Origin of the sequence: Caulobacter segnis, assembly GCF_023935105.1 — a bacterium.
In the GTDB taxonomy this organism is placed as follows: Bacteria; Pseudomonadota; Alphaproteobacteria; order Caulobacterales; family Caulobacteraceae; genus Caulobacter; species Caulobacter segnis_B.
Genome location: NZ_CP096040.1, coordinates 1,415,992 through 1,432,460, shown reverse-complemented (window position 1 = coordinate 1,432,460; position 16,469 = coordinate 1,415,992). Strand labels below are relative to the sequence as shown.

At 67.4% G+C, this 16,469-nt stretch carries 9 protein-coding genes; 2 read left to right on the top strand and 7 right to left on the bottom strand.

Going from position 1 to position 16,469, the window contains the following annotated elements; translation table 11 throughout:
- Positions 1-33: 33 nt before the first annotated feature.
- From MZV50_RS07135 to MZV50_RS07120, 4 genes are all read right to left on the bottom strand, one after another.
- Positions 34-3,309: a TonB-dependent receptor gene (locus MZV50_RS07135; RefSeq protein WP_252633713.1), complete on the bottom strand. Its 3,276-nt coding sequence runs from the start codon at positions 3,307-3,309 to the stop codon at positions 34-36.
- A 258-nt stretch (positions 3,310-3,567) separates the two neighbouring features.
- Positions 3,568-4,563: a FecR family protein gene (locus MZV50_RS07130; protein WP_252633712.1), complete on the bottom strand. Its 996-nt coding sequence runs from the start codon at positions 4,561-4,563 to the stop codon at positions 3,568-3,570.
- Positions 4,527-5,120 (bottom strand): RNA polymerase sigma factor, encoded by a 594-nt coding sequence (locus MZV50_RS07125; RefSeq protein WP_252633711.1) that lies wholly within the window; start codon positions 5,118-5,120, stop codon positions 4,527-4,529. Before MZV50_RS07125 ends, MZV50_RS07130 begins: the two co-directional genes overlap by 37 nt.
- Positions 5,121-5,208: 88 nt before the next feature.
- Entirely contained in the window at positions 5,209-6,876 is a 1,668-nt protein-coding gene (locus MZV50_RS07120) for an MFS transporter (RefSeq protein WP_252633710.1), read from the bottom strand.
- A 219-nt stretch (positions 6,877-7,095) separates the two neighbouring features.
- Here MZV50_RS07120 and MZV50_RS07115 point away from each other — a divergent pair, with 219 nt between their 5' ends.
- Both MZV50_RS07115 and MZV50_RS07110 read left to right on the top strand, forming a co-directional pair.
- Positions 7,096-7,713: a peptidylprolyl isomerase gene (locus MZV50_RS07115; RefSeq protein WP_252633709.1), complete on the top strand. Its 618-nt coding sequence runs from the start codon at positions 7,096-7,098 to the stop codon at positions 7,711-7,713.
- A gap of 174 nt (positions 7,714-7,887) precedes the next feature.
- Positions 7,888-9,537 carry an ankyrin repeat domain-containing protein gene (locus MZV50_RS07110; protein WP_252633708.1) on the top strand — a complete coding sequence of 550 codons (1,650 nt, stop codon included), beginning with the start codon at positions 7,888-7,890 and terminating at the stop codon, positions 9,535-9,537.
- Here MZV50_RS07110 and MZV50_RS07105 read toward each other — a convergent pair.
- From MZV50_RS07105 to MZV50_RS07095, 3 genes are all read right to left on the bottom strand, one after another.
- On the bottom strand, positions 9,534-11,096 hold the full coding sequence (locus tag MZV50_RS07105; protein ID WP_252633707.1) for a tryptophan halogenase family protein: 1,563 nt from the start codon (positions 11,094-11,096) through the stop codon (positions 9,534-9,536). The genes MZV50_RS07110 and MZV50_RS07105 overlap by 4 nt on opposite strands.
- 11 nt (positions 11,097-11,107) lie before the next feature.
- Positions 11,108-12,628, bottom strand: a complete 1,521-nt coding sequence (locus MZV50_RS07100; RefSeq protein ID WP_252633706.1) for a tryptophan halogenase family protein — start codon at positions 12,626-12,628, stop codon at positions 11,108-11,110.
- 148 nt (positions 12,629-12,776) lie between these two features.
- Positions 12,777-15,905, bottom strand: a complete 3,129-nt coding sequence (locus MZV50_RS07095) for a TonB-dependent receptor (RefSeq protein WP_252633705.1) — start codon at positions 15,903-15,905, stop codon at positions 12,777-12,779.
- Positions 15,906-16,469 lie beyond the last annotated feature (564 nt).

Below are 16,469 nucleotides of genomic sequence, written 5' to 3'. Positions count from 1 at the left end.
CGGGGCGGCCCCGAAGGACCGCCCCGTCGGGACTTAGAAGCGCTTGGACAGGTTCATGTACCAGTAGCGGCCCGTGGCGTTGTGGACCGAGCCCAGGTAGCCGAAGTTGGACGAGGTCACCGGCGGATCCTTGTCGAACACGTTGCGCGCGCCGATGCGGATCGTGGAGCCGTCGAACATGCCGTCGCTGAAGGCGTACTGGCCGTACAGGCTGACCGTGGTCCAGTCCTTCACCGGGAAGTACTGGCCGTTCACCTGGGCTGGGCTGGTATCGTAGACCTCGCCGACATAGTTCACGAAGGCGCCGGCGCCCCAGCCGTCCTTGCGCCAGCTGAAGCTGGCGGTGCCGCGGAACTCGGGATAGCCGTCCATCTTGATCTGGTTGCCGGCGCTGGCGACCGACAGCCCCGGCAGTTGGCCGGCCGAGATCGCCTGGATCAGCAGCGCCTCGATCGGGCTGGGCGACTGGTCGAACTTCAGCAGCTTGGCGACGTTGACGCCGAAGCTGAAGTCGCCCCAGGCGGTGTCGTCCAGATCGTAGTCGACGCTGAAGTCGACGCCCTGGACCATGCGCGGCTGCAGGTTCTGATAGACGTCGTTGATGTAGGCGATGTTGCCCACGGTGGCCGAGCCGACCGGCGCGTCACGCACCACGTTCGGGTTCGAGGACCCGTTCAGGCGCAGATAGTAGTCGTAGGCGATCTGGTTGGCGCCGCCCAGGATGCCGATGACGTTCTTCTCGCGGATCGACCAGAAGTCCGTCGTCAGGGTCAGCTTGCCGTAGTCGGCCGGGATGAAGTCCGGCTGATAGACGAAGCCGACCGTGGCGTTGTCGGCCTCCTCCGGCGTCAGGTTCTTGTTGCCGCTGCGGATTTCGATCGTGCTGCCGCTGGCGCAGGTCGTCGCGGCCGGATTGTTGATCCGGCAGGCGGCCCAGTCCGGACGGGTGTTCGAGACCGTCGAGCCGTCGCTATAGAACTGCGGCAGGTTCGGCGCGCGGAAGCTCTGCGAGACCGATCCCCGGATGGCCAGGCCGCGGCCGACCTTCCAGTAGATCGCGCCCTTGGGCTTCAGCACGTTGCCGAAGTCGGAATAGTGCTCGTCGCGGGCGGCGATCTGCAGGCTGACTTCCTCGACGAACGGGATGTTCATCTCGGGCGAGATGATCGGCACCGCCAGTTCGAAGAAGCCCGAGACGATCGAGCGGTCACCCTTGATGTCCGGCGCGCCCGAGGCGCCCAGCACGTCGGTGTTGTAGGTCACCCCGGTCACGCTGTTGGTGTACTTGATCGTGCCGTCCAGGCGGTCGTCGCGGTCGTCCTTGTAGGTCTCCCGGCGCCATTCGACGCCGGCCGCGAAGCCGACATCGCCGCCGGGCAGGGTGAACAGGTCCTTCTTCGAAACCTTGAAGTCGGCGAGGGCCAGGCTGGTCTTGCTGACGCGATAGACGTTGATCAGGAACGAATTGATCGTGGCCCGGTCGTTGGGCGTCGTGTCGCCCAGCGAGTAGTTCTCGAGGTTGCCGCCGTTGAACGGATTGTAGGCCGACGAGTCGGTGCGGTTCAGCGCCTGCTGGAACAGCGTGTTGCTGATCGCATTGTGGGTCATGTCCTTGGTGCGGGCGGCCGAGTACAGCATGGCCGAATCCCACTTCCAGCCGTTCCACGCGCCCTTCAGCCCGCCCAGCAGGCGGTAGCTGTCGTCGGTGACGGTGTAGGTGCGCGGGCCGGTGTCGACCGGGCGGTAGGTGGTGATGTTCATCGCCACGCCCGTGTTCGAAACGCCGGTCAGGCCCGCCAGCCGGTTGGGGCTGCCGACCGGACCGAAGGGGTTCCAGTAGGCGTTGGCCGCGATGCTGATCGGGGCCGTGCTCAGCGGGGCCGACTGCTCGCGGCTGCCGGTGAACAGGGCGTGGTAGTAGCCCGCCTCGCCATAGGCGGTCAGATCGCCGAACTCGTGCTCGACGGTCGAGAACAGGTTGGTGCGCTCGACGCCGCCCTTCAGCGTGCGGTCGGGGTTCTCGTCATAGCGCAGCACGCGGTCGGTGGCGCCGGTGATAGTGCCCGACTTCAGGCAGAGATTGCCGGCCAGGACGGCGCTGGAGCAGCCGGCGGCGGTATTGCTGGTCGGCTCGACGTGGAAGACGCCCGAGGTCGTCAGGGCGGTCCCGTTCTGGCGCGGGGCCGTCGAGGACGGGATCAGCGTGAACGACCCCCAGGGGCTGGACGTCGAGCGGCTGTCGAAGGTGGTGTTGTCCGCCCACGGCGTATTGGCCACCTGCGAACGGTGATCCTCGCTGGCGGCGTAGTCGCGCTCGGTCGCCATCAGGCGGCTACGGGCGGTGTAGTTGCCGAAGAAGGTCAGGCGCGTGCCGTCTTCCAGACGCGTACCGGCCTTCAGGTTGAACGAGCCTTCGCGGTAGCTAGTGCCTTCCGAGCCGCCGTACTGGGCTTCCAGCTTCAGGCCCTGGAACTTGGTGTCCAGCACCGTATTGACCACGCCCGCCACGGCGTCGGTGCCGTAGATGGCGGCGGCGCCGTCACGCAGCACTTCGATGCGCTTGACGCCCGCGACCGGGAACGAGTTGGTGTTGACCGTCTGGACCGGGACGAAGTTCTCGGTCTGTGTGCCCGGCGCCAGCACGGCGCGGCGGCCATTCAGCAGGGCCAGGGTGTTGCCGGTGCCCAGGCTGCGCAGGTTCAGCGACGAGACGTCGCCGCGCGCGTCGTTCAGGTTGCCGGTGGTGCGGGCTTCCTGGAACTGCACGTCGCCAGCCTGCGGGATCGAGCGGAAAAGCTCGTCGCCCGACACCGCGCCGGTCGCGATGATTTCCTTCTCGCCCACCACCGTCACCGGCAGGGCTTCCGTGGTCCGGGCGCCTTCGATCTGCGAGCCGACGACCACGATGGCTTCGACGATCTGGGCCTCTTCATTGCTCGCGCCGGCCCCCGCGCCCTGGGACTGGGGGGATTGCGACGGCTCGGCCGGGGCCTGGCGCAGCGTGATGGTCTTGCCGTCGTCGGACGCCACGATCAGGCCCGCGGCCTTGGCCAGGCGCGAAAGGGCGTCGGCGTCAGTGACGTCGCCGGTCACCGCCGGCGTACGCTTGCCCGTAGCCGCCTCGAACGGGAACAGCACCTGCTTGCCCGACTGCTTGGCGAACGCCTGCAGCGCGGTCACCGCGTCGCCGGCCGGAATGTTGAAGCTGTGACGAGCCTCTTGCGCCAGGGCCGGCCCGGCCAGGACCAGCACGGCGGCGGACGCCATCAGGAAGCCGCGCACGGTGCGGCGACGGGTGTCGATCGGCATGTCTTTAGATAACCCCTCTCGGCCCTCTCCAATCCCCTACGGGAGAGCGCCTTCAACTGCACCGACGAGGATGGGGCGAGCTTCCGCTAGTGAGGGATGGAACTTTTTTAAACCGCTTCCCTACCTCACCTTCCCGGCGAACGCCGGGATCCAGGTCGAGCCCTGAGCGTCAGCGTGTTGCCGAGGCGGCTCGCGCGTCATCCCAAACGCTCTGGATGAATCTGGGCCCCGGCTTTCGCCGGGGAAGCGGGGATAGGCCTACCCCCGCCGCGTCAGGCGGATGGCGCCGTCCGCGCCTTCCGAGGCCTGGACCGGGAAGGCGCTGGTCACGGCGCTGACGAAGCTCTTGGGCTCGGTGGTCTGGAAATAGCCGGCCAGGCGCAGGCCCGAGATCGACGGGTCGGCGATGCTGATCCGCTGGCGATTGTAGCGGTTGAACTCGGCGACCGCCTGCTCCAGCGACTGGCCGTTCAGGGCGATGGCGCCCTGTCGCCAGGCCAGGGCGCGGTCGATCTCGCTGTCCGACACCGCGCGCGAACGGCTGCCGGCCGAGCCGTAGATCGCGGTGACGCCGGCCTTCAGCCGCAGTTCGTCCTTGCGCTCGGCGGGCTCGGGATCCAGGGCGACGGCGCCGCGCTTGACAGTCACGGCCGCGCCGTCCGAGCGCAGGCGCACGGCCATCTCGGTCGCGGCGTCGGCCTGCATCACCGCATCGGCGGCCTTGATCAGGAAGGGCCGCGCGTCCTTGGCGGCCTCGAACACCGCCTCGCCGCGCACCAGCTTCACCTCGCGGACGCCGTGGCGATAGCGCACGACGACCTTGCTGTCGGTGTTCAGCTCGATGCGGCTGTTGTCGCTGAGCACGACCACCCGGCGCTCGCCGATGGCGGTGGCGTAGGCCGTACCGCCGCCGAAGGTCATGACGCCGGTCACCGCCAGGGCCACGGCCGCGGCGGCCGCCATGCCCCGCGCCCAGGGCGAGCGGCTGAAGCCAGGCAGGGTCAGGCGGCGCTCGGGCGCCAACAGGTCGCGGTCCGGCCGCTCCACGCCCGGCCGCATGGCGCGCAGACGATCCAGCCGCTGCCAGGCGGCGGCTTCGCGTTCGAAGGCGGCTTCGTGTTCGTGGCTTTCGTCGCGCCAGGCCTCGAAGGCGGCGCGATCGGCGGCGGAACACGAAGCGTCGTCAAGCCTGACCACCCAGAGGGCGGCCGCCTGCCTCACCGCTTCGCGTCGTGATCCCGTCTCGCGCTCCATGAGCGTCCTTCGTCGACCTTACTCTTGCGCCCGATACGACGTCCCAGCTTGTCGGAACAGTACCGGAGGCCCTTCACCAAGTGCTTCTCAACAGTAGAGACGGAGAGGCCGAGCCTAACCGCTATCTCGTCGGGCGAGAGGCTGTAAACTTTTCTCAACGTGAAGACGCGGCGGCACTGCGCGGGCAGTTCCGCGATCGCGTCGGCCAAGGCGCGCAGTTCCTCACGTGATTCGAGCAGCATCTGGGCGCCGGGCGTCTCGTCGATCGGATCGATGCGCTCGAAGTCGGCGACGGCGGTGATGGTCAGCACCTTGCGGCGGCGCAGCGCGTCCAGGGCGCAGTTGCGCAGGATGCGGGTGGCGAAGGCGCCCGGATTGCCGATTTCGCGCCAGGTCTTGCAGGCGATGGCGCGCGCGAACGTCTCGTGGACCAGGTCCTCGGGATCGGTCTGTCCGTCACGGCAGAACCGCCGCGCATAGGCCAGCAGGTCCGGCTCCAGCGGCAGGATTTCCCGCCGAAACCAGGCGCGCCTGTCTTCGTCGTCTTGAGCCATCAACGCTCCCCTCGGCGCGCAACCAATCGGATTAGCGCCGGGAAGGCAACCCGGTGACGCCATCGTCACCGGGTCGCGGAGGGTCGAATGCCTAGTCTTCGATCGCGTTGTGCCGCGTATCCTTCAGGAACAGACCACCGATAACAGCGGTCACCGCGGCGATGATCACCGGATACCAGAGACCCGAATAGATGTTCCCGGTGGCGGCCACGATGGCGAAGGCCGTCGTGGGCAGGAAGCCGCCGAACCAGCCGTTGCCGATGTGATAGGGCAGCGACATGGCCGTGTAGCGGATCCGGGTCGGGAACAGCTCGACCAGCATGGCCGCGATCGGGCCGTAGACCATGGTCACATAGAGCACCAGCAGGGCCAGCAGGCCGATCACGGCGGGCTTGTTCACCAGGGCCGGGTCGGCCTTGGCCGGATAGCCGGCGGCCTTCAGCTGGGCGCCCAGGTCGGCCTCCCAGGCCTTGCGACCGTCTGCGAAGGCCTTGCCGGTCGCGCCCTTGGCGTCAAAACCCTCGAGCGTCACGCCCCCCACCTGGACCGAGGTCGCCGCGCCGGCCGAAGCGTCGTGGGTGCTGTAGCTGACGCCGGCCTTGGCCAGATAGGCCTTGGCCACGTCGCAAGGCGTGTTGAACTTGGCCTTGCCGACGGGGTCGAACTGGAAGGCGCAGGTGGCCGGATCGGCCGAGACCACGACGGGCGCCGAAGCCTCGGCGTGGGCCAGCGCCGGGTTAGCGTAGGTCGTGATGCCCTTGAAGATCGGGAAATAGGTGGCGGCCGCCAGCACGCAGCCGACGATGATGATCCACTTGCGGCCGATCTTGTCCGAGAGCCAGCCGAAGAACACGAAGAACGGCGTGCCGATCAGCAGGCTGGTGGCGATCAGCGTATTAGCCAAGGCGCCGTCCAGTTTCAGCGTCTTCTCGAGGAAGAACTGAGCGTAGAACTGGCCGGTGTACCAGACCACCGCCTGGCCCATGGTCAGGCCGACCAGCGACAGCAGCACGATCCTGAGGTTCTTCCAGTCGCCGAAGGCCTCGGCCAGCGGCTTCTTGGTGCCCTTGCCCTCGGCGATCATCTTCTGGAAGGTCGGGCTCTCGTGCAGCTTCAGGCGGATCCACAGCGATACGCCCAGCAGCAGCAGCGAGACCAGGAACGGGATGCGCCAGCCCCAGGTCTTGAAGGTCTCCTCGCCCAGCCAGGTGCGGGTCGCCAGTATGACCAGCAGCGACAGGAACAGGCCCACCGTCGCCGTGGTCTGGATCCAGCTGGTGTAGAAGCCGCGACGCCCCTCGGGCGCGTGTTCCGCGACATAGGTCGCCGCGCCGCCATACTCGCCGCCCAGGGCCAGGCCCTGCACCAAGCGCATGACGATCAGGGCGATCGGCGCGACGACGCCGATCTGGGCGTAGGATGGCAGCAGGCCGACGACGAAGGTCGAGATCCCCATCAGCAGCATGGTGATTAGGAAGGTGTTCTTGCGGCCCCAGATGTCGCCCAGGCGCCCGAAGATCACCGCGCCCAGCGGCCGGATCGCGAAGCCGGCGGCGAAGGCCAGCAGCGCCAGGATGAAGCCGGTCGTCTCGTTGACGCCCGAGAAGAAGTGGCCCGTGATGATCACGGCCAGCGAGCCGTAGAGATAGAAGTCGTACCACTCGAACACGGTGCCGAGCGACGATGCTCCGATCACCAGCGCGTCGCGCCCCTTCCCCGCCTTCATCTGGCCGGGCGCGGCTTGGCTATCAGCCCCCATACGCTTAGTCCCTTCCCTCAAACACGCCGCGTGTCCCCCGCGGTCGCCAGTCGGCAGACCCTAACTCGACGAACGCGACTATTGCGACCGAGGAAATCTGTAGCGGTCACTTTTTCCTGGGGAAGCCTGCACGCCCCCGCGACGCCCGGGGACGCGACGTCAACCTTGTCGGGCGCGGCGGCGAGGCGCCATAACGGCCCGACCAGACCAGGAGCCGCCATGACCGTTTCCAAGATCGCCCGCCGCGCCCTGATCGGCGCCCTGGCCGCGCTCCCCGCGTTCATGGGGGCGGCCTCTCCGGCCCTGGCCGCCGGTAAGCCGCGCGTGGCTATCGAGACCGACAAGGGGACCATCGTCGTCGAGCTGGAGGACAAGAAGGCCCCGATCACGGCGGCCAACTTCCTGGCCTATGTCGACCGGCATCGCTTCGACGGCGGGCAGTTCTTCCGCGCCAACCGGGCCAAGGGCGCGCCGGGCGCGGGTTCGATCCAGGGCCAGCCCAAGCCCTATTCCCGCCGCGCCCCGCCGATCGCCCACGAGAGCACGCTGAAGACCGGCCTCAAGCACACCACCGGCGCCGTCTCGATGGGCCGCGACGCGCCGGGGTCGGCCACGGCCGATTTCTTCATCTGCGCCAGCCCCCAGCCCTATCTGGACGCCAAGCCGGGCAAGTCCGACGCGGCCCAGGGCTACGCGGTGTTCGGCTACGTGGTCCAGGGCATGGACGTCGTCAGGAAGATCCTGGCCGGCCGCACCGACGGTCCGACCAACGTCCCGTCGATGAAGGGCCAGATCCTGAACCCGCCCGTGAAGATCCTCTCGATGAAGCGGGTCTAGCCGCCAGTTGACGGACCGGGCGCGCTGGGCTTTTGATGACCCCAGCGCGCTTCTGGAGCGCCACCTGTCCGCGGCAAGGGAGAATACTCCCATCCAGCTCAACCTTCTTGGTCTTACGAGCCTTCTTCCGGCCCTTCGTAAGCGGACGCTCGGCCATGGGAAGGAAGGTTTGCCATGAGCCGCGCGCTCACGCCCAAAACTGAACTCGAGACCCTGCGCAAGGACGCCAAGCGGTGGCTGAAAGCCCTGCGCGCCGGCGATCCCGCCGCCCGATCGCGGCTGTCGGTCGCCTGGCCCAAGGCCCCGACCGAACCTGGTCTGCGCGACGTCCAGCACGCCCTGGCCCTGGAGTACGGACAGGAGAGCTGGATCGCCCTGAAGGCCGCCCTCGACGACCTGGCCATCGAACGCCAGACGCGCGGCCAAAGGATCGAACAGATCCTGCGCCACGGTTGGGACGGCCAGCCGGCCATCGCCCGGCGGATCCTCAAGCGCTATCCAGACCTGGCGCGCGACAGCCTGTTCACGGCGGCGGCGGCCGGCGATCTGGAAACCGTCGAACGACATCTGGCCCGCGATCCGCAGGCCGTCCGACGCGTCGATCCGGTGCGCGGCTGGACCGCCCTGGCCCATGTCACCTACGGCCGCCTGGATGACGCCAACGGCCTGGCGATCGCCCGTCGCCTGCTGGAGGCCGGATCGGACCCGAACTTCGGCTTCACGGACGACTGGGAGACGCCGTTCAAGGTGCTGACCGGCGCCATCGGCCTGGGCGAAGGCGCCAAGCCCAGCCATCCGCAGGCCGAGGCCTTGGTCGCCCTGCTGGTCGAGGCCGGGGCCGAGGCCTACGACTCCCAGTCGCTGTACAACGTCTCGATCGTCGGCCACGACACCCACTGGTACGAGCTGCTGTGGCGTCAGGCCGAGGTCGCCGGAAAGCTCGACGAATGGCGCGTGAAGGGCCCCGGACGGCTGGGTGAGCACCTGGGCTGCTCGACGCTGAACTATCTGCTGGGCAACGCGGTCGGCCAGAACCACCTGCTGCGCGCCCAATGGCTGCTGGAACGCGGAGCCGACGCCGACACGCCGCACGCCTACGAGAAGCGGCCCGTCCTGGCGGTCGCCCGGCTGTCGGGCTTCACGGCGATGGCCGACCTGCTGGAAGCCCACGGCGCGACGCCGGTCGCCCTGAACGGTGTCGACGCGCTTCAGGCCCTGGCGGCGCGCGGCGATGAGGCTGGAGCCCGCGCCCTGGTCGCCGCCCGGCCCGAGGTGATCCGTTCGCCCCGGCCCCTGCTGTCCGCCGCCGAGCACGGCAACGCCCCGGCCGTGGCCCTGCTGCTGGCCTTGGGCGTCGATGTCGGCGCCGGCGACCACCAAGGGATCACGCCCCTGCATCGCGCCGTGCAGTCCGGCTCGCTGGAAGCGGTCGAGCATCTGCTGGCGGCCGGCGCCGACGTCGACGCGCGCGAGCGGCGCTGGGGCGGCACGCCGCTCAGTTGGGCGGTCGTGCTGGGCCAGCCCCATCTGGCCGATCGCCTGGCCCCGATCAGTCGCGACGTCCGCGCCTTGGCCAGCCAGGCGCGGCTGGACCGCCTGGCCGCCGTGCTGGACGCCGAGCCCCAGCGGATAAGCGAGGTTCTGCCCGGCGACGCGCCGACGGTGCTGTTCTGCCTGCCCGACGACGAGGACGACGCCGTGGCGGTCGCCCGCCTGCTGCTGGCGCGCGGGGCGGATCCACGCGCGCGCAACGGCAAGGACGACACCCCCGCCGACGCCGCCCGCAAGCGCGGCCTGGACGAGGCGGCGGCGGTGCTGGGTTAGGCCACCGTCTTGAAGGGCGCCGTCACCGCTTCCGGGGGCGGCGCCGGACAGTTCTGGGCCAGGAACTGGCCGTGGCTGGGCAGGCCCGCGACCTGGCTGGCCAGCATCGGCGCGGACTGGTCCAGGGTCTGGGCGATCACCTCGTAGGGCACAGTGTCGGCCAGCTGCTGGTAGCGGCGCGGGCGCACGCCCATGCCCTCCATCACCGACTGCCAGGACGGGTCGCGGAACATCTGGTCGACGCCCTCGCGCAGCGCGCCGTGCGCCTTGAAGAGCTCGATCCGCTCGCGCAGGCTGTCGGGGATCGGGGCCTCGCGGACCGCTCTCCAGAACGGCGTGTCGTCGCGCTGGCTGGTGCAGTAGTGCAGCACGATGAAATCGCGGATCTCTTCGTAGTCGGCGGTCATGCGGCGATTGTATTCGGCCGCCAACGCCGGGTCGCAGTCGCGGTCCGGGAAGAACCGCAGCAGGAAGTCCATGCCGCGATAGATCAGGTGCAGGGCCGTCGATTCCAGCGGCTCGATGAAGCCTCCCGCCAGGCCGACGGCCACCACGTTCTTGTTCCAGAGCTGCTGGCGCATGCCCGTCTTGAACGGGATGAACATCGGGTTCATCAGCGCCTCGCCTTCCAGGTTCTTCACCAGGGTGGCGCGGGCCTCGTCGTCGCTGAGGAACCTGGAGCAGAACACATAGCCGTTGCCCGCCCGGTGCTGCAGCGGGATGCGCCAGCGCCAGCCGGCGTCCTCGGCCCGCGACAGGGTGTAGGGGTGGGGGTCACCGACGTTCTGGGTCTGCACCACCACCGCCCGGTCGCACAGCAGCATGTCCGCCCAGTCGACATAGGGCGTCTCCAGCGCCTTGCCGATCAGCAGGGCGCGGAGGCCGGAGCAGTCGATGAACAGGTCGCCCGCGACCTCGCGGCCGTCCTTCAGGATCACCTTCTGGACGCCGCCGTCGGGGCGGGTGACCACGTCGGTGACGATGCCCTCGGTGCGCTTGACGCCGCGCGTCTCGGCGAAGTCGCGCAGGAACTTGGCGATCAGTCGCGCGTCGATGTGCAGGGCGTAGCTGGCGCCGGCGATCAGCGTCCGCTGCGCCTTGAACGGCAGCATGAACTTCCACTGGTCGGCCATCACCGTGCCGGGCGCGAAGTCCTGCAGATTCGACGGGTGGCCGTTGGCCTTGGCGCGCAGCCAGCACTGATAGAATTCGTGCGGGCCGATCGGGCCGCCGATGGCGCCGAACGGATGGTAGTAGTGCTCGTCCTTGACCTTCCAGTCCTCGAAGCGGATGCCCAGCTTGAAGCTGGCCTGGGTGGCCTGGATGAATTCGCGCTCGTCGACGCCGAGGCTGGCGATCAGCTGCAGGAACGGCGGGATCGTCGACTCGCCGACCCCGATGGTGCCAATCTCCTCGGACTCGATCAGCTCGACGTCGCAGCCCCCTTGGGCAGCCCCCTTCTGGAAGTAGTGGCTGAGCATCGCCGCCGAGATCCAGCCGGCCGAGCCGCCGCCGACGATGACGATCTTCTTGATGGCGTTGGGATTGGTCGTGGTCATGATCGCAATTCCTACTGCGCGGCCATGGCGGCCGGACGGCAGTACTGTTCGAGAAAGGCGCCGTGCGGCGGGGCCGAAGCCACCACCTCGCGAATGGCCTTGCGCATTTCGGCCAGGGGCGCGCTGAGTGACTTGGGATCGACGCCGTCCAGCGCCGGGTCGACCATGTCGGGCAGCAGTTCGAAGCCGGCGTAGATCGCCATCCAGCTGGCCGGCTGGAACATCTCCCAGCGGTAGCGGACGAAGTGGCCTCGCTGGCGGAACAGGTCCACCTTGCGCTGGAGCGTGTCGGGCAGGGTGATGGCGTTGCAGTCGCGCCAGAAGGCCGCGTCGCCTCTCTTGTTGGCCCAGTAGTGCAGGATGATGAAGTCGCGCACCCGCTCCATCTCGCGCCGCGACCAGTCGTTGAACTCGTCGATCAGTTCGGGCGCGAAGTCGCGGTCCGGGAACAGCGCCTTGATCTTGTCGATGCCCGTCTCGATCAGGGCGATCGAGGTGCTTTCCAGCGGCTCCAGGAAGCCTGACGCCAGACCCAGGGCGATGACGTTCTTGTTCCACACCCGCTTGCGGCGGCCGGGGTTGAAGCGGATCTGGCGCGGCTCGAACAGCAACGGATCGGGCACGGCCGCCTTCAGCTCGGCCAGGGCGGCCTCGTCGCTGATATGGCGCGAGGAGTAGACATAGCCGTTGCCGTAGCGGTGCTGCAGCGGGATGCGCCAGCGCCAGCCCGCGCTGTGGGCGGTGACGTCCGTGTAGGGCGCCGGATCACCGACACCCTCGCTCTGCACGGCGTAGGCGCGGTCGCAGAACAGCATGTCGTTCCAGGGCTCGTAACCGGTCCCAAGGGCCTCCTCGATCAGGAGACCCCGGAAGCCCGAGCAGTCGATGAAGAGGTCGCCCTCGACCGTCTCGCCGGTGTGCAGATCCAGCGAGGCGACGAAGCCGTCCTCGGGGCGCAGGTTGACCTGGGTGACCCTGGCGTCGATCCGGCGCACGCCGTTGTCCTCGGCCACCCGGCGCATCAGCTGGGCGAACAGCCCCGCGTCGAAATGCAGGGCCCAATCGAAGATCCCAAGGCTGGAGGTCGGGTTGCGCGGCGGGGCCATGAACTTGCCTGCGGCCGCCAGGGACGCGCCCAGCGAGTAGTCCTGAAGGTCGGTCGGCTCGCCCGCCTGCGCCAGCTTGCGCCAATAGTGATGGAACGGGACGCCTCGCAGGTCCTGGCCGAACAGGCCGAACGGATGGATGAAAGACTGGCCCTCTCGGGTCCAGCCGTTGAAGCGGATGCCCAGCTTGCAGGTCGCCTGGGTGGCCTGCATCACCTCGATGTCGCTCAGCCCCAGCTGCTGGTAGAAGCCACGGATGGTGGGGATGGTCGCCTCGCCCACCCCGATCGTGCCGATCTCGGAGCTCTCGACCAGGGTGATCTCCAGAGGACCGCCCTGGAAGTGCCGGCGCAGCGCCGCGGCCGCCATCCAGCCGGCGGTCCCACCGCCGACGATCACGAGCTTGCGGATCCTGTTGTCCTGCATCGGACCGCTCCCCAAGAGGTCTTCACATCCCGGATCTGGCGTCCGGTTGGTCCAGGCTAACGGCTCGGCGCCGCGCCCGACAGGTCCCGCCCCCAGAAAAGATGGCCGCCGTGGAACTCCACGGCGGCCGCAGGAGGAGAGGGATTGGCTACCAGCGAGCCCGGACGCCCAGCGTATAGCGGGGCTCGAACTCGTTCTGGTTGGCGTACTGGGTCTTACCCTTGGCGAAGCGCAGGTAGTAATCCTCGATCTCGCCGGTGACGTTCGACCCGTTGAAGTAGACCGTGACGTTGTCGCGGACGTTGTAGCTGACGTTCACGTCCACATAGCCCGTGGCCTTCTGCATGATCGGGATCACGTAGGAGACGTTGTTGCTGTCCGTGCCGCCGCCCATCGTGCCGGACAGGCGCGCGGTGCGGTAGTTGTAGGCCACGCGGGCCTGCAGCTTGTCGTCCTGGTACCAGCCGATCAGGTTGAACTGGTGCTTGGAGTTGTCGAAGAACGGGATCTCCTTCTTCTCCAGGTCCAGGCGGCTCTCGTGGCTGGGCGAGTAGGTGTAGTTGGTGTCAACGCCGAAGTTCGACAGCAGGCCCATGTCCGGGATGATGTCGCTGAAGGCCAGCTTAGCGCCGACTTCCAGGCCCTTGACCGAACCGCCGTCGCCCTGGATCGGGAGGGAGACGTTGACCGTGCGGCGGATGACGCCATCTTGGTCGGGGAAGCGGCCGGTCGTTTGGCCGCCGGTGACGAAGCTGTCGATCTTCATCTTGAAGGCCGAGATGTTCAGCATCGAGGCCGAGCCGAAATAGTACTCGGCGGCGACGTCGAAGTTCGAGGCCCGCCATGGATTCAGGTTCGGGTTGCCGTCGGCGTTGGCGCTGGTGACGATGCGGATATTCTGTGCGCAGCCGCAATCAGCGGTGTTGATCTTCAGGCCGCCGCCATAGCTGCCCAGGTCCAGCGGCTGCATGGTCTTGGCGTAGGCGGCGCGCAGCTTGATGTGCTCGTTGACGTCGTAGACCGCGTTCACCGACGGCAGCCAGTCGGTGTACTTGCGCTTGGTGACCTGGTCGCCCGCGTCGGCGTTGGTGTCGCCATAGCTACGGGTGTCGCCGGTCAGGTTCTGCTTCACGGTCAGTTCGGTCTGGATCACGTGCAGACCGACATCCCCGTGCAGCGCCCCGATCTCGAAGTTGGCCGCGCCATAGGCGCTCTCCTCCTTCAGGGTCACGTCGTAGGTCTGGCCCGGGACCGTGACGCGGATCGCGCCGCCGAACACCTTCTTGTGGAAGGCCTCGACATTGTCGAAGTCGCGCGGGTCGACGGTCCAGAAGCCAGGGATGCCCGAGGTGACGCCGCCCAGGTCGTCGACCCAGATGACGTTGTTATAGGTCGACAGCTTGGTCGGCCGGTTGACCGTATAACCTTGGAACACCGGCAGGCCCGAGATCGGATCGGGCACGAACTCGCCCGCCTGGCACTGGGCCTGGTTCATCACGACGTCGATGGCCTTCCACTGGGCCTCGCAGCCTGAGGCCGGCACCGGCGAGCCGTCCATCTGCACCGCGCCCGGCGTGCCGCCGTAGAAGCTGGAGAACAGGTGGAACTGCTCGACGCTGACCGAGCGGTCGCTGAAGCGCACCCCGCCGTCGACCTTGGTGATGAAGCCCAGCAGCTTCTCGTCGAACTTGTAGTGGCCGTCGGCGCGGAACACGTTCATGTCCGAGTCGACTTCGTTGTTGCCCTCGGACGAGAACGCCGCGACGGCGTAGCTGTCCTTGTTGGCCATGTAGTCCTTGAGCGACTTGCCCGCGCCCAGGCCGCCGCTGATCGGACGGTCGAAGCCGCTCCACACCGGATGGTCGCCGCTGATGTTGTAGTGCAGTTGCGGGTTCTGGCCGTAGCCCAGCGGGTTCGGGTTCAGATAACAGCCGCCGGCGCTGCCGACGACGGCGTTCGAGCGTTGCGCGGCCGGATACTGGTCGCAGATCCCCTTCGGATAGAACGGTCCGCGGGTGCGGTCGTTGGCGTCGCGGAACAGGTTGAAGCGGCCCGGCCCGTACTGCCAGTTGCTGAGGTCGCCCTGCACCTGGCCGTTCATGCTGAGACGGTGGCCGTCGGCGCGGATGGCGCGGGCCTCGAAGGTGAACTTGCCGCCGTTGTCGTAGTTGAGCTCAAGGTTGTAGTTCTTCGAGGTCGACTTGGTCGTTCGGTTGACGGTGAACGAGTTCACCCACCAGGCGTCGATGTCGTACTCGTCGACGGCGACCCACGGACGGCCGTTCGACGGGTTCACCACCCCGGCGTTCTGGAATACGGTGGGCTGGTTCCAGACGCCGAAGGCGCCGCCGTCCCAGCGGTTGGAGATGTTGATGCCGGCGCCGCGGTTGTACTCGTCCAGCTTGGCGTAGAAGCCCTCGGCGATCAGGGTGAAGCCTTCGCCGATGTGCGCTTCGAACGAGGCGTTCACGCCCAGGCGCTTGCGCTCGACGACGCGGTTGAAGCTTTCGTAGCCGTGCGGCGAGACCCAGTTGTTGGCCGCCGCGCCGCCCCAGTCGTTGTTGCCCGACAGGCCGACGACGCCCGAAGAGTTATTACCCAGGTTCGACTTGCTGCCGGTGGCCGAGATCATCAGGCCGACATTGTCGTTACGCCAGTTGACCAGACCGTTCAGGAGGTAGTCGTTCTCCTTGGTGCGGTCGCCGCGCTGGCCTTCCAGCCCGCCAGCCATGCTGAAGCCGTCGGCGAACTGGAACGGTCGACGCGTGCGCAGGTCCAGCGTGCCCGAGATGCCCGACAGCGCGTTGCGCGGGTCGGTCGACTTGTAGACCAGCACCTGGTTCATCAGCTGCGAGGGCACGTCCAGCAGGTTCGGCTGGGCCGAGCCCATGTTGCCGGCGCTGAGATACTGTTCGCCGTTCAGCAGGGTGATGACCTGGGCCAAGCCGCGGATGTTGACGGTCTTGCCTTCGCCGGCGTCGCGCTGAATCTGCACGCCGGAGATGCGCTGCAGCGAGTCGGCGATGGTGATGTCCGGCAGCTTGCCGATGTCCTCGGCCGAGATGGCGTCGACCATGGCGGTCTGCTTGCGCTTGATGTCGACCGACTTCAGCTGCGAGCCCCGGATCCCGGTGACGACGATTTCCTCGACCTGGGCGGAGTCGCTACCGCCGTCCTGGGCGAAGGCCCCGCTGGCCAGGGCCAGTTGCGACGCGCCGGCGACCAGCGCCAGCGTCAGGCCGCGCTTGAGCACGGCTTTCCTTGCTTCCTGTGACAATTCCTCGCTCCCCAAATAGTCGTTCTTATTGGCCTGCCGTCCGCACCCCGTGCCGCCGCTCTTGCCGGCGGTCGTCAAGGAACGGTCGAGGCTTTGCTGGCTTTGTCCGGCCGCCTGTCCAGCGACTGTCCAAATCCTTCGGCGGCCCCGGCGCCTGGACATCCGATTCCAGCCCCGCAGCCTTCATCGAACGCCGTCACATTCGTCAAATGTCCCGGCCAAGTCAACAATAATGTCAACGTTGTCATTTCTGGACCGCGAGGGCTTCCGGCGCCCCAAAACTCAACCCCTGGCGCGCCCGAAAGACCCAAACTCTCGCCTCGCGCGCAGGCAACGGATCGCTTTTGCATTGTTTTTATTGATTTTTTTAGAAATGGTACCGGTCTCTTCGCACGATCTCCACAATGTATCGCGGTCACCGTAGGTGGATATTCTGAGCTCAGGAAACACGCGATTCCGGCTCCGAAAATGTCCCTAAATTGTCCCGATAAGCGATATTTTCTGACCCATTTATGTCCTGAGGACATGACAGTCAGGACAACATGGACTATGCCTTCAGGCGTT